Genomic DNA, 14,930 nt, shown 5'->3' with positions numbered 1-14,930 from the left:
TTTTTAAGCTGAATTTCTACTTGCATTTGTATTACCAAAAAGAGATCTTGTTACAATCTTTTCATATACTTTAACAAGCTCTTCATCTGTAGAATCCTGTTTGTTTAATTCGTTTATTTTTGACAATGCATATTGCTGTATTGTTAACAATGGCAATACAATACGCTCTCTTATTTGAATTGAAGCTATACCATCAGGGTAATTTTCCATTAAGGTTTTGTGTCCTGCAATTTTTAATAAAAGACGTTTAGTTTCAGAGAATTCATCATGGATAATCTGCCAGAATTCACCAAACTCAGGATCTTTTCTCATGTAAGCCGTTAATGGTAAAAATGATTTAGCCAATGACATCATACTATTTTCGAGCAAGGTTTTAAAGAATAATGAATTGTGGTATAAATCACTTACTTTGTCCCATTGTCCTGATTCTTCAAAATGCTTTAAAGCAGTTCCTACTCCAAAAAATCCGGGTACGTTCTGTTTTAACTGACTCCACGAACCTACAAACGGAATTGCTCTTAAATCAGCAAAATCTAATGATTCAGATTTGCTTCTTTTTGATGGACGGCTTCCAATGTTAGTTTTAGAATAATATTTCAGCGTACTCATTTTTTCCAAATACGGAATAAATTTCGGGTGATTTTTAAAGCTCAAATACTTCTCATATCCTAAATCGGCTAATTGCGTCAGGATTTGAGTTTCGTCTGGAGTTAATTCATTTTTTTCTTTACCAAAAACCTGATTCGTAACACCGGCACTTAATAAGTTTTCAATGTTAAAACGACAAGAATCTAAAGTTCCAAAATTAGAACTGATCGTTTGTCCCTGAACGGTAATCTGAATTTCTTTATTTTCAATTTTTGGTCCTAAAGAAGCGTAGAATTTATGTGTTTTTCCTCCGCCTCGCGCAGGAGGTCCGCCGCGTCCATCAAAGAAAATAGCTTTAATTCCATATTTTCTTGAAATTTCAGTCAACGAAATTTTAGCCTGATAAATACTCCAGTTGGCCATTAAATAACCACCATCTTTTGTACCATCAGAGAAACCTAGCATAATAGTTTGTTCGTTTCCTCTTTCTTTTAAATGTTTAGAATATTCAGGATTAGTATACAGCTGTTCCATGATTTGATGCGCATTTTGCAAATCATCTACAGATTCAAAAAGCGGAATAATATCAACTGTTGGATTTTCCCAATTGTTTAAACGAATCATCGCAAAAGTCTCCATTACATTCAGCGCACTTTCATTGTTGCTAATAATGTAACGATTAGCACCTTCTTCTCCATTATTTCCCTGAATCGTTTTAATTGCCTGAACAGATTCTAAAGTCGATTGTGTAATTTCATTTTCAAAATCGGCTGGATTTAGATTTCCTTTTACTTTTGATAAAACATCGATTTTTTGATCTTCAGTTAATTCATAGTAATTTTTTGGAAAAACATCTGAACCAGAATTCAAATAATAATTTACAACATCTTTAAATACTACATTATGAATTTTACTATTCTGACGAATATCTAAAGTGGCAAAATGGAATCCGAATAAATTGATTTTTACCAAAAGAGCTTCTAATTCATCTAAATATAAAGATTGGTGCTTTTCAATAATTATAGTACGAATGGTATTTAACTGTGTCAATAATTCATCTAAAGTGATGAAAATTTCACCTTTAGAATAAAACACTGAACGATAAAGTTTATGTTCAAGATCCGACACCAAAGTATCTACACCTGAGAAGGTTAGTTTTCTTTTTAAATTTCTCATTTCAACATAATAGCACTTTAAAATTGAAGTTCGTAAACGATCTGCAACTTTAAGCGTAATCTCTGTTGTAACGAATGGATTTCCGTCACGATCACCTCCCGGCCAGAAACCAAGCTTGATCAATTGGTTCTGAATTGGGTTTCCATCGTGAAGATTTTTTTGAAGATAATGTACTATTTCTCCCGCTGTAGCGTAGAATACATTTTCAAGGTACCAAATTAAACTTACAGCTTCATCATAAGGATTTGGTTTTTCATGCTGAATAAAAGGTGTTTTTCCCAGCTGCGCCAGCAATTGTTTAATCTGCAATAAATCATTTTGACGAATTGCTTCAGTCAGATCGTTTATAATTCCTAATACCGGTCCTGGATAAAACTGTGTTGGGTGCGCCGTTAAAACCGTACGAACATTGAAGTTTTCTAAGAAATCTACCAATTCATCGTCTTTTTCTTTGGCATCTGATTTTTCTTTAATATCTCTTAAAGACCCGCGTCCTTCCATATTATTGACCTCTGGAAAAGCGGCATCTTCAATAGCATCGAATAATACGATCTGACGCTCAATATATTGAATAAATCGAAACATAAGATCGATTTTCTCAGTTTCTGATGAATTATTTAAAAATTTATTCGAAAAGAAATCAAAGATTTCTTTTGGTGTTTCCTGTTTTTTAAAACCCGTTTCGCAAGTTTCTGTAAATAAAGGCAGTAAAACTCCCGTATTATCTATAGAATCAAATGGTAATGTTATGAAAACACTATTGTAAATGTGATATTTAGAAAGAACGTCTTTGTTGAAACGTTCTATTTTTGGCAACGTGTACATAATTGTGTTATAGTTGGTTGGTTAATTAGTCATAAAAAAACCCCAAGAATAAACTTGAGGTATATTTTAATATAGCATTCAAGAGGGATTCTTACATATTTTTAAAAATAGTATGCATCAAACGCTTCTTATCGTTAATACTTTCCTCTAATGAAATCATAGTTTCAGTTCTGTAAACACCATCGATATCATCAATCATGAAAATAACTTCTTTTGCGTGTTTAGTATCTTTTGCTCTAATTTTACAAAAGATATTGAATTTTCCTGTCGTTACAGAAGCAACTGTTACGAACGGAATTTGATTGATGCGCTCTAATACAAATTTTGTTTGTGATGTATTGTTAAGGAAAACCCCAACATAAGCAATAAATGAATAACCTAATTTATCGTAATCTAAGGCTAATGAAGACCCCATGATGATACCGGCATCCTCCATCTTTTTTACTCTAACATGTACTGTACCAGCAGAAATCAATAGTTTTTTTGCAATGTCAGTAAACGGTACTCTCGTGTTGTCTATTAACATATCTAAAATCTGGTGATCTACTTCATCTAAACGAAATTTACTCATAATTCTTTAATTAATATTACTAATTGCTATTACAAAGTATAAAAATATATATAAAAAATAACAAATTCACATAAAAATTAACTTTTTATCAACCCGTTAACAAATTTAATGTTTTTATTTAAATAAAAATCTGCTTTTTGGTTCATTTTCGGAATATTAGAATAATCATCAGAATACACAGCTCCTCTTCCATCGTATTCGTAATGACCAAAATAATTTTCCAATTCGCCTGCTTCAACTATATAAGCATTAAAATGAATCTTATTTTCAATCAATTCTTCTTTGTATTGTGCGACAAAATTCGTAATAATTTCGATACCATCATAATTTATTTTGATATTTTTATACATAAAATCATAAAAAACCACTTTATTTTGTGAAATATTCAAATAATCATAATTTCTATTGACAACTAAATCGTTTTCGCTTATAAGCTTAAAGCTTGAAATTAGTGAGAAAAATATGTATTTTCTAGTGACTTCTCTTTCGTAGTCGTTAGGGAAATGACCTGCCTCAAATAATATAGTAGGAACACCTAAAAACTGAAAAGTATCTCCTATACAGTTTATATTGAATGAATCGTCAAATCTGCCCACTTGTCCGGGAATATATTTTTGTAGTTCATCATTGATTCCGGCAATTAAATTAATGGCTTTTTGACGGTTTTCGTTTATCTCTCTTTCCTCATTATAAGAAGGAGCCAAAAAAGAAACTGTCGCAGGTTTTCCAGTATCGTCTGCACCAAAAATAGTACGCTGATCATGAAGGTTAAAACAGAAATCAGGTTTAAAAGCCTCAAAAACCTCTCTTAAAACATTACTTTCCGGTTGTGTTAAATTCTGAGAATCACGATTTAAATCCACTTTATTAGCGTTTTCGCGTGTGTAAAGTCTAGCTCCGTCAGGATTCAAAATTGGAATAGCGTAAAAAGTAAATGTACTCAGCATTTTTTCAGCAAAATCAGATTTGCTGTTTAATACATTAATAAAGTCAAAAAGTGCTTTTGTAGTTGTACTTTCATTACCATGCATTTGAGACCATAAATAGATACGAGTTTTTCCTGTTCCAAATTCGTAACTATATATAGGTTCGCCTAAAACTGATTTTCCAATAACCTTAACTTGATTATTAGTATTTAATTTATCTAATAAAGGCTTAATGTGATCTAAAGTTAAATAGCGTCCTTCTATTGACTGTTCTTTGTATTGGTTAAATAATTCTTCTAAATTCATTGTGTTTTGATTAGTTTACAAAAGTAAACATCTTTATTTTTACAATTGTAAACATTAAAAAAGAGCAAGAATTTAGAAATGTAAACATGGGTTTGAGTCTATTTTAAGATTTTAATCCCAAAACGGTTAACAATTGTTATTACTTTAAATATAGAATATTAAAATTCTTAATTTCAATTACTTATATACATTTATATAAAGTTATAGTTACTGAATAAATCCACTGTTTCAACTATTTACAAGTGTAAAATTGTATTATTAAATCTTTTTAGTTACATTTGTAAACAAGCCAAATTTAAATTATAATTTACAATGGTAAACATCGATGATTTTGTAAAAAGACTGGAAATTATACTGGATTATTTTGGACTAAATGCTTCTTCTTTCGCAGATAAAATTGGCGTACAGCGATCTAGTATGTCTCACCTATTATCAGGAAGAAATAAACCAAGTCTTGATTTTGTTATGAAAATTCTGGATGTTTTTCCTGAAGTAGATTTATATTGGATTCTAATAGGAAAAGGAAATTTTCCTAAGTCAGAAAATGAAACTTTACAATTTGGATCAAAAGCGGATTTAAAAAATGAAGACTCCCTTGCTTCATCAAATGAAAATTATCCGGGAGTAGATTTATTTTCTCAATTACAATATGAAGAAGAAAAGCCAATAATTAAAAATTTGGCTGAACCAAAAAAGTCAAATTTAAGTTTTGAAGAAGACGAAATTGAGAAAATTGTATTTTTCTACAAAAACGGAACTTTTAAAGCTTATGTACCATGAGTCGAAATTTTCTCGTATTTGAAAATTTTTAAAAATAATTTTCATTTAAGAGATTCTCACGAATCAGAAAAAATATCAAAATTTAGATTTGAATTCCATTTTCAGGAATTTTCCCTAAGACACCTTTGTAATGTTGTTTTAAAATTTCCCAATCGGCTTCATAATTTCCTGTTGGATAAAATGGCTTTCCAAAACTAACCTCTTTTTGTCCCCAATTAAAAGCTACAGGAACAATTGGAACATTTGCTTTAAGCGCAATATAATAAAAACCCGTTTTAATTTCGGTTACTCCTTTTCTGGTTCCTTCGGGCGCAACCGCCAAACGGAAAATTTCCTTACGGTTAAAAATTGCCGCAATCGAATCTACTTTATTTAATCCGCCCGTACGATCCAGCGGTTCCCCGCCAACGTTTCTAAAATAATAGCCAAACGGAAATTTGAATAATTCTTTCTTTCCCACCCAGTTCATTTGCAAACCAGAAATACCGCGGGTGAATAATCCAATATAAAAATCATGATTACTGGTATGCGGTAAAACCATTAATATACATTTTTTTACTTCAGCATTTTCCATTCCCACTATTTTCCAGCCCATTAGCTTAAAAAAGATGAATTTGTAGAATCGTTTCTTCATTAAAATTTGATATTTCTTGCAAAATAAAAGATTTAAAATGGTATTTTTGAGTAAAAGCATTACAAAATGATTCAAAAAATATTCAGTTACCTTTATCCAATTAAAATATTCAAAAAAAAATCGGCCAGAAGTAAAATAATCGAAGTTACCTGGGCAAATGGAGAATTGGTTTTAGATTCTGAAAATACAAATTATTCATACGGAAGTTTACAACGTATACTAAGGTATGGCCTTAGAAATATTGGTTATGACAAAGTTTTGACCATGGATCATATTTTAGTTTTGGGCGTTGCCGGCGGAAGCGTCATTAAAACACTGGTTGATGAAATAGAATTTAAAGGTAAAATAACCGGTGTTGAAATTGACGCTGATATGATTCAGATCGCTAATCAATATTTTGGACTGAATGAAATAAAACAGCTTGAAATTGTGATTGACGATGCTTTTGAGTTTGTTTTAAAAACCAAAGACAGATATGATTTAATAATTATTGATATTTTTGAAGATACCAATATGCCAAACTTTTTGTTTGAAAAGTTTTTTAGCGAACGAGTTTGTTTTCTTCTAAAAAATCAGGGCTTCATATTATTTAATACTATGATTTTAGATGAAGCACATAACGTTCGAAACAGAAAATATATGTCAGAAATAAATCAGGAATTTTATACTTCAAAAATGCTGCCCCGCATAGAAGTACACAATGAATTAATAATAATCGAAAAGCAGTCTTAAATTTTTATTTTTTATGAAACCCTTTGTATCTATCTTAAAAGCCTTACCACCTACTAAAATTATTGATGCCTCTATTGATTTTTCAAAATACCTTCCTTTAGATTTATCAATAACTAATACTGATTTAGTTAAAAGTAAACCCGAAACTTCTGTTGATTTTGAACGTTTTATTTTTAGCTATCTAAAAGATAATAATTCTGAAGTCGCTTATGGCGGTTATATCGAAGGACGAAATTTGTATAAAAGGAGTACTATTTTTAAAAATGATTCTGTGCCAGAGCGGAATATTCATATTGGTCTGGATTTATGGGCAAAAGCGGGAACAGCAGTTTTAGCACCGCTGGATGGAAAAGTTCACAGTTTTAAAAACAATGAAGGATTGGGCGATTATGGTCCGACTATTATATTGGAACATGTAGCCGAAAATGAAAAATTTTATACTTTATACGGACATTTATCGTTAGAAAGTATAGAAAACCTTACCGTTGGGACAATTTTTAAGAAAGGCGAGCAAATTGCAACCCTAGGAAATTCAACTGTTAACGGAGATTATGCACCGCATGTTCATTTTCAGATTATAAAAAATCTGGAAGATAAATGGGGTGATTATCCCGGAGTCTGCAACACAAATGATTTGAATTTTTATATAGAAAATTGTCCCGACCCTAACTTATTATTAAAAATAACTTAAATGATTATGAAGAAAGCGGGATTGATTATATGTTTGCTATTATTATTAATTGGATGTAAATCTAAAACTGTAAGCAGAGATACTGAAGATTTAAAAATTAAAAAAGTTTCTAACACCGATATTAGTTCAGAGCAGCAAAGAAAAGCTTATGAATTAGGAAAAAGAGTTTTAGAAACCTGTAATACATCAAAATTTAAACCTTTTAACGAAACTGAAGTTACTCAGTCTGTTAGAGAAAATACGACCGAAGAACGATTGACCAAAACCTGTACAAGATTTAGACAATATTATGGAAGTTTTATTGATTTAAAATTAGACGGCGTTTACAAAACCAAAAATGAAGTGATTTACCGCTATCATGCGTTATACAGCAAAAAAGTAGCCAACAAAGAACTTCGAATTTTTGTAAACGAAGAAAATTTAATATCTGCGATAAAATCAATGGATTGGGATGAAAAGTTTGATGCCAAATTAGCCGAACAATAAAGTACAACTATATGAAATTAAAAATGCCTCTGCTTTTATTACTGTTTATTTCAGTCTTTTTAAATGTAAATGCGCAGCAAACGATGGGTGTAAAAGGCTCACAATTTCCGGCTACACAAGAGTATACATTTATCTGCGAAAAATATGCTTTTACAGGCGAAACCAATATTCAGATTGCAAAAACAGATAAAGGCGGCATTTTAAAAATTACTATTGCAACTTCAAATGATAAAGCCCGAATTGCCGGCGGGCTTTATGTAGATTTGGCCAACGCCGATGTTATTGCCTGCGTCGACAAAAACGTAAAAGAATCTGCCGATGGTAAAACTACTTCTTATTACTACTTCACTCCTGCAGAATTTGCAAAGCTGAAAAAAAACGACATTTATGCTGTTCGCTTTATTATAAACGGAGGTTCAAATAATTTTGGAAACGAAACCGGTTACTTTACCGCGCATAACAAAAAGAATTATTTTTCAACTGCTTACGATAAATCTAAGAAGAGTTACGACACTGCAAAAGAAATTAGTGTTTTATAAATAAAATATTTTATTAAATAAATCTTATATTTATATTTTTAATTTCAAATTTATGACTCACAACGAAGCTTTAATCACAAAGTTCTATACTGCTTTTGCTAATTCTGATGCTAAAACAATGGCTGAATGTTACCATCCAAAAGTTCATTTTATTGATCCTGCGTTTGGTTTATTAAAAGAAGAGCAAGTTTCGAAAATGTGGGAAATGCTTTTATCCAGAAGCAAAGGAAATATCAAAATTGAATTTTCTGATGTGGCAGCTGATGAATCTACTGGATCTGCAAGGTGGATCGCTGCTTATAATTTCACTAAAACAAATCGTAAAGTAGTTAATACCGTTTCTGCCCAATTTGTTTTTCAGGATGGACTAATCATCAAACATACAGATAATTTTGATGTTTGGAAATGGTCAAAACAAGCTTTTGGAATAACCGGATATTTACTAGGCTGGACGGGATTTTTTCATAAAAAAATTCAGGAACAGGCATTGTTATCTCTAAAGAAATTTCAGGAATCCAAATAATCCAAATAATTTGTATAACTTCAATAGATAATATCACATTAACTAAAAGTATATTTTTAGTTTACATTTACTATACCTGCCTTCCGTAAAGATTATAATTACTTGCTGCTGAGTTAATCGTGTTATAATACTAAAAAACATGAAAGAAATAATACACAAAAAGTTAAATCAATTACAGGCAACGGCAATCTGCGGAAACGACATTAGTTCTTCCTGCCTTTATGTTTCTGCGCTTACCATTTTGTATGCCGGACAATATGCCTGGATTTCTCTTTTAATTGTAGCAGTCGTTTTATTTTTATTCAGAAAAATTTATGGAGAAGTTGTGGGTGCAATTCCGTTAAACGGAGGAGCTTACAATGTTTTATTAAATACGTCAACAAAACGTCTGGCATCGCTTGCTGCCACGCTGACCGTTTTATCCTATATGGCAACCGCCGTAATTTCGGCTTCAGAGGGTATGCATTATCTCCACGGAATTTTTGAAGGATTAAATGTCACCATCGCCACCGTAGTCGTTTTAGTTTTATTTACTTTTCTGGCAATCCTCGGAATCGGCGAATCGGCATTCGTGGCCGTAATCATTTTTGTAACTCATATTGCCACTTTAAGCTTACTGGTTCTGGCTTCGATTTGGTTTATTTTAAATCACGGACTAGATGTTTTTCATGTCAATTGGCAAACCCCCATAGCCTTTGGAAGTATGAAAACAGCACTTTTTCTAGGTTTTTCTGCAGCAATGCTCGGAATTTCAGGTTTCGAAAGTTCTGCCAATTTTGTAGAAGAACAGCAGTCGGGCGTTTTTCCAAAAACCCTGCGTAATATGTGGGCACTAGTTAGTTTTTTTAATCCCGTAATTGCTATTTTATTAATAAGTGTAATTCCGCTTGCACAAGTTGGCGAGAATAAAGAATCACTTTTAGCACATTTAGGAGAAACCACAGGCGGATCATGGCTGGCCTGGCTTATTTCTATAGATGCCGTTTTGGTTTTATGCGGCGCCGTTTTGACTTCATTTGTTGGGGTTTCAGGATTATTAAACCGAATGACTCTGGACAGAATCCTTCCTAATTATTTTTTAAAACAAAACAAAAGAGGTTCACATTATAGAATCGTAATCAGTTTTTTAATTCTTTGTATATCTGTTCTTTTTGCAACAAGCGGTCATTTAGAATCTTTAGCTGGAGTTTATACCTTTTCATTTTTGGCTGTAATGGCTTTATTCGGAATCGGAAATTTACTGCTCAAATTTAAAAGGCGAAAACTGCCAAGACCAGAACGAGCTCACGGTTTGGCTGTTTTTGCAGCTGTTTCTTTTATCATCGCAGCTTTCATAGGAAACATGAAATTGAATATTAATGCATTTTATACTTTTTTGAAATATATGGTTCCCGCCCTTATTTTTATCGGAATCATGCTGAACCGAGTTATATTGATAAAAGTACTAATCGAAATTTTAGAATATTTTTATCAGCCGCTTCGCAAAATGGTAATTCTCAGCAATCGCTATCTGCAAAATCTAAGCACCGAAATTAATTCGCAGGAATTTGTCTTTTTTACCAAAGGCGATAATATTGCCATTTTAAACAAAGTACTGCAATATGTTGAAGGAAACGAAACAACCAAAAAATTAAAAATTGTCTATGTAAAAACTGACGGGCAGACAAACGAAGCTTTGATAAAAGACTTAGAAGTTCTAGATCGGGCTTACGATAATATAGATATTGAATACCTTGAAATTCAAGGCGTTTTTGGTCCCGAAATTATAGACGAATTATCCCAGAAATGGAAAATACCTAAAAACTTCATGTTTATAGGTTCGCCCGGAAACAAATTTTCTTATCGTGTTTCAGATCTTGGAGGTGTACGCTTGATTATGTAGTTTTTTTTTTTAGAAGCAGAAAATACTCGTTCTTTCAAGAACCAAAGTCCCGCTATCCATTTCAATTTTTTGTCCCGAACACCGGGACAAAAAGATTTCCACTTCTATCGGGGCTAAACCAGAAATATCATTTTCATAAAATCAACAAATTCATTTTCTCAAAGACCTTTGTCAAAGTTTAAAACTGTGAAGGTTTATACACAATATAACAAACCCGACAGGTTTTAAAAACCTGTCGGGTTTACTATATAACATTTATGACTTTACGGTAAAAAATTCTTAAGATTTAAACCAGCTCTCTACCAATTCATCTTCAAATGAAGTCGCATTTGTATGTACAAATTCATTAGTGTCTTTGTTATAAGAATAGTCTAAAGCCCATATTTTATGATTTTTAGCTACGTCTTTTATACTCTCGCAGACAAAAGCAATTTCTTCATCTGTTGTAGTTGGGTGAATAGACATTCTGATCCATCCCGGTTTTTTAATCAAATCACCAATTGTAATTTCATTGACCAGTTTATTAGAAGTTTCCTGATCTACATGCAGTAAATAGTGCCCGTAAGTTCCCGCACAGCTGCATCCGCCGCGAGTCTGAATTCCGAATCGGTCATTTAATAATTTTACACCTAAATTAAAATGTAAATCTTCAATAAAAAATGATATTACGCCCAAACGATTTTTATGCTGTCCGGCTAAAATTTTAATATTTTCAACAGGTTCCAATTGATTAAAAACAAAATCAACTATTTCGTGTTCACGCTGTAAGATATTTTCAATTCCCATTTCTTCCTTCAGCTCAATTGCCAAAGCAGTTTTAATAACCTGAAGAAATCCCGGAGTACCGCCATCTTCACGATCCTCTATATTATCAATATATTTATGTTCACCCCAAGGATTTGTCCAGCTAACGGTTCCTCCTCCCGGACAATCAGGAATCATATTATTATATAGTTTCTTGTTGAAAATTAAAACGCCAGAAGTTCCTGGTCCTCCAAGAAATTTATGAGGTGAAAAGAAAATCGCATCCAGGTAAGATTCAGGATCTTTTGGGTGCATATCGATTTGAACATAAGGACCTGAACACGCAAAATCTACAAAACAAACACCATGATATTGATGCATTAATTTTGCTGCTTCATGAAAAGGAGTTTTTAAACCTGTAACATTCGAGCAAGAAGTAATCGATGCGATTTTTATAGTTCTGTCACTGTATTTCTGTAATAACAATTCCAGATTCTCCAGGCAAAAAAGACCTTTTTCGCAAGAGGGAATAATTTCAACATCTGCAATAGTTTCCAGCCAAGACGTTTGATTAGAATGGTGCTCCATGTGTGAAATAAAAACAATAGGTTTTTTTTCTGCAGGAACATTCGTGAAATTTTTAAGGTTTTCAGGAATTTTCAAACCCAGAATACGCTGGAATTTATTGATAACCCCTGTCATTCCAGTTCCGTCTGTAATTAAAACATCATCATCATTTGCATTTGTATGACGTTTAATAATATGTCTCGCATGATGATATGCTTTTGTCATGGCAGTACCTGACACGGTAGTTTCAGTATGCGTATTGGCTACAAATGGTCCAAATTGATTCAAAAGTTTCTCTTCAATTGGCCTGTAAAGCCTTCCGCTGGCAGTCCAATCGGTATAAACAATATTTTTTTTGCCAAAAGGTGACATAAATTCCTGATCTATGCCAACTATGTGCTGCCTAAATTCCTGAAAATAAGTTTCAAGATTGATGGTACTATTTTTGGTATTCATTTGTTGTGCCTGTGTTTGACTGCAAATATATCGCTTTTTTATAATATTGAGAATTTATCAATTATAAACTTTAAATATTGAATAAACTTTTGGTATCTTTAGTTAAAAGGATGTTTTTTAGATAAATTATCACAATATTCTATCGGATTAATAGGGCATGTAAACTTAAACAATTGCATTTATGGGAAATTTATCAACAGCCACTTTTGGTGGGGGATGTTTTTGGTGTGTAGAAGCTGTAATTCAGCGTTTAAAAGGAGTTGAAACAATAAAATCTGGTTATTCAGATGGTTTTATAAAAAATCCGGCATATCGTGAGGTATGCACAGGAAGAACGGGTCATGCAGAAGTTATTCAGGTTACTTTTGATTCTGACATAATTTCATATCATGATTTAATCACGGTATTTATGACAAGTCATGATCCAACAACTTTAAATCGTCAAGGCGGCGACAGCGGAACACAATACCGTTCGATCGTTTTGTATCATGACGAATTGCAAAAAGAAATTGCAGAACAAGTTTTTGAAGAAGTGCAGCCAGTGTATGCTGAGCCTATTGTAACGGAATTAAAACCTTTTGAAGTATTTTACGAAGCCGAGGATTACCATCAAAATTATTACAACAACAATCAGGAAGCTGGATATTGTCAGGTTGTAATCGATCCGAAAGTTCAAAAACTTAAAAAAATGTATGCTGACAAATTAATCGGCTAAAAGTTTTAGGCCGCAGATTATACAAATTAAATGGATTTTCTTTTTTGGATAATCTATTCAGTCTGTGTAATCTGTGACCCAATATAAAAACTCAAATGAAAAATTTAAAAATAAATAATCGATTTACTGCCGAGCTGCCTGCAGATCCTGATTTAACAAATGAAATTCGCCAGGTTAAAAATACGGCATTCTCATATGTAAATCCAACAAAACCTTCAAATCCAAGACTAATTCATGCTTCTGAAGAAGTTGCAGAATTAGTTGGAATATCTAAGGACGAAATTCAGTCTGACGAATTTTTGAATGTTTTTTCAGGAAAAGAAATTCTTCCTGAAACACAACCTTACGCAATGTGTTATGCGGGACATCAATTTGGAAATTGGGCCGGACAATTAGGCGACGGCCGTGCCATCAATTTAACAGAAATAGAAAATAACAATCAGTTTTTTACGCTTCAATTAAAAGGTGCCGGAAAAACACCCTATTCCAGAACTGCAGACGGTTTGGCCGTTTTACGATCTTCGATAAGAGAATATTTATGCGCTGAAGCTATGCATCATTTAGGCGTTCCCACTACCCGATCACTTTCTTTAATGCTGTCCGGGGATCAGGTTTTGCGTGATGTTTTGTATAACGGAAACCCTGCTTACGAAAATGGTGCAATTGTTTGCCGTGTTGCGCCTTCGTTTATTCGCTTTGGAAGTTTTGAAATGCTGGCTGCCAGAAATGAACTTAAAAATTTGAAGCAGTTCGTAGAATACAATATCAAACATTATTTCCCTGAGATTACAGGCGAACCAAAAGAACAATATTTACAGTTCTTTAAAAAAGCAGCGGATACAACAAGAGAAATGATTCTGAATTGGCAGCGTGTGGGCTTTGTTCATGGCGTAATGAATACAGATAATATGTCAATTCACGGTATCACAATTGATTACGGTCCTTACGGCTGGCTTGAAAATTACGATCCGAACTGGACACCAAATACGACAGACAGCCAAAACAGAAGATATCGTTTTGGTAATCAGCCGCAGATTGCACATTGGAATTTATATCAATTAGCGAATGCCATTTATCCTTTAATTAATGAAACAGCAGAGTTAGAAAAAATTCTGGAATCATTTATGGATAATTTTATTGTAGATTATAAACAAATGTTTTTAAGTAAATTAGGAATATTTACTTCAACTGAAACTGACAATGATTTAATTGACAATTTAGAAGCTGTTTTACAATTAACAGAAACTGATATGACTATTTTTTTTAGAAATTTAAGTTCTGTTGAAAAATCTGACTCGGTTGAAAAAGCAATTGAGAAAATTCAATTTGCATTTTATAAAATCGAAGAACTTTCGGGAGATATTTTAGATGCCTGGAAAAAATGGTTTGCAGTTTATTTAAAAAGATTGAATACGGAAGAATTACCAGATGAAGAACGTTTACTAAAAATGAACTTGATTAATCCTAAATATGTGCTTCGAAATTATATGGCGCAATTAGCTATTGATGCTGCAGATAAAGAGGATTATTCATTGATAAACGAGCTTTACACTATATTGCAAAAACCATACGACGAGCAGCCTGAATACGAAAATTGGTTCGCCAAACGACCAGATTGGGCACGATCTAAAGTTGGCTGTTCAATGCTTTCTTGCAGTTCTTAAGTTTTATTTGCCATAAATTACACGAATTTTTCTAACTGTCACATAGAGCGGAGTCGAGAATAATAAGTCTCGACTCCGCTCAATATGACAAAATATAATTCGTAAAAATTCGTGTAATTAGTGGC

The 14,930-nt window shown here is 32.6% G+C and carries 14 protein-coding genes; 9 read left to right on the top strand and 5 right to left on the bottom strand.

Translation table 11 applies throughout. From position 1 onward, the window contains the following. Positions 1-3: 3 nt before the first annotated feature. The 3 genes from L1276_RS00360 to L1276_RS00350 form a co-directional block, all read right to left on the bottom strand. On the bottom strand, positions 4-2,589 hold the full coding sequence (locus L1276_RS00360; RefSeq protein WP_253784330.1) for a phosphoenolpyruvate carboxylase: 2,586 nt from the start codon (positions 2,587-2,589) through the stop codon (positions 4-6). A gap of 91 nt (positions 2,590-2,680) precedes the next feature. Next, entirely contained in the window at positions 2,681-3,160 is a 480-nt protein-coding gene (locus L1276_RS00355) for an Lrp/AsnC family transcriptional regulator (protein ID WP_008468989.1), read from the bottom strand. 77 nt (positions 3,161-3,237) lie between these two features. After that, complete coding sequence (locus L1276_RS00350) at positions 3,238-4,392, bottom strand: M14 metallopeptidase family protein (RefSeq protein ID WP_253784327.1); 1,155 nt, start codon at positions 4,390-4,392, stop codon at positions 3,238-3,240. A 312-nt stretch (positions 4,393-4,704) separates the two neighbouring features. Between L1276_RS00350 and L1276_RS00345 the strand changes: the two genes are divergently transcribed. Next, positions 4,705-5,172: a helix-turn-helix transcriptional regulator gene (locus tag L1276_RS00345; RefSeq protein WP_253784325.1), complete on the top strand. Its 468-nt coding sequence runs from the start codon at positions 4,705-4,707 to the stop codon at positions 5,170-5,172. Between the two features lie 82 nt (positions 5,173-5,254). Here the strand turns inward: L1276_RS00345 and L1276_RS00340 are convergent, their stop codons facing one another. Continuing rightward, a complete protein-coding gene (locus L1276_RS00340) occupies positions 5,255-5,806 on the bottom strand; it encodes a 1-acyl-sn-glycerol-3-phosphate acyltransferase (RefSeq protein ID WP_253784323.1) in 552 nt (183 codons plus the stop codon). A 66-nt stretch (positions 5,807-5,872) separates the two neighbouring features. On the opposite strand from L1276_RS00340, the gene L1276_RS00335 reads away from it, so the two are divergent. The 6 genes from L1276_RS00335 (at position 5,873) to L1276_RS00310 (ending at position 10,659) form a co-directional block, all read left to right on the top strand. Continuing rightward, positions 5,873-6,538, top strand: a complete 666-nt coding sequence (locus L1276_RS00335; RefSeq protein WP_253784319.1) for a spermidine synthase — start codon at positions 5,873-5,875, stop codon at positions 6,536-6,538. Positions 6,539-6,551: 13 nt separating this feature from the next. Then, positions 6,552-7,229 (top strand): peptidoglycan DD-metalloendopeptidase family protein, encoded by a 678-nt coding sequence (locus tag L1276_RS00330; protein ID WP_253784317.1) that lies wholly within the window; start codon positions 6,552-6,554, stop codon positions 7,227-7,229. 6 nt (positions 7,230-7,235) lie between these two features. Further along, on the top strand, positions 7,236-7,715 hold the full coding sequence (locus L1276_RS00325; protein WP_253786287.1) for a hypothetical protein: 480 nt from the start codon (positions 7,236-7,238) through the stop codon (positions 7,713-7,715). Between the two features lie 11 nt (positions 7,716-7,726). After that, positions 7,727-8,254, top strand: a complete 528-nt coding sequence (locus tag L1276_RS00320; RefSeq protein ID WP_253784315.1) for a hypothetical protein — start codon at positions 7,727-7,729, stop codon at positions 8,252-8,254. Positions 8,255-8,306: 52 nt separating this feature from the next. Next, positions 8,307-8,777, top strand: a complete 471-nt coding sequence (locus L1276_RS00315; protein WP_253784313.1) for a nuclear transport factor 2 family protein — start codon at positions 8,307-8,309, stop codon at positions 8,775-8,777. Positions 8,778-8,916: 139 nt separating this feature from the next. Then, on the top strand, positions 8,917-10,659 hold the full coding sequence (locus tag L1276_RS00310; protein WP_253784311.1) for an APC family permease: 1,743 nt from the start codon (positions 8,917-8,919) through the stop codon (positions 10,657-10,659). Between the two features lie 279 nt (positions 10,660-10,938). Here the strand turns inward: L1276_RS00310 and L1276_RS00305 are convergent, their stop codons facing one another. Then, positions 10,939-12,426 carry an aminotransferase class V-fold PLP-dependent enzyme gene (locus tag L1276_RS00305; RefSeq protein ID WP_253784308.1) on the bottom strand — a complete coding sequence of 496 codons (1,488 nt, stop codon included), beginning with the start codon at positions 12,424-12,426 and terminating at the stop codon, positions 10,939-10,941. A gap of 181 nt (positions 12,427-12,607) precedes the next feature. On the opposite strand from L1276_RS00305, the gene msrA reads away from it, so the two are divergent. Further along, positions 12,608-13,141 carry a peptide-methionine (S)-S-oxide reductase MsrA gene (msrA, locus tag L1276_RS00300; RefSeq protein WP_253784305.1) on the top strand — a complete coding sequence of 178 codons (534 nt, stop codon included), beginning with the start codon at positions 12,608-12,610 and terminating at the stop codon, positions 13,139-13,141. A gap of 95 nt (positions 13,142-13,236) precedes the next feature. Further along, positions 13,237-14,805, top strand: a complete 1,569-nt coding sequence (locus L1276_RS00295; RefSeq protein ID WP_253784302.1) for a YdiU family protein — start codon at positions 13,237-13,239, stop codon at positions 14,803-14,805. Positions 14,806-14,930 lie beyond the last annotated feature (125 nt).

Source organism: Flavobacterium sp. HSC-32F16, from assembly GCF_024171645.1.
Lineage (GTDB): Bacteria > Bacteroidota > Bacteroidia > Flavobacteriales > Flavobacteriaceae > Flavobacterium.
The sequence above is the reverse complement of the archived record's forward strand: the minus strand, read 5'-3'. Positions and strand labels throughout refer to the sequence as shown.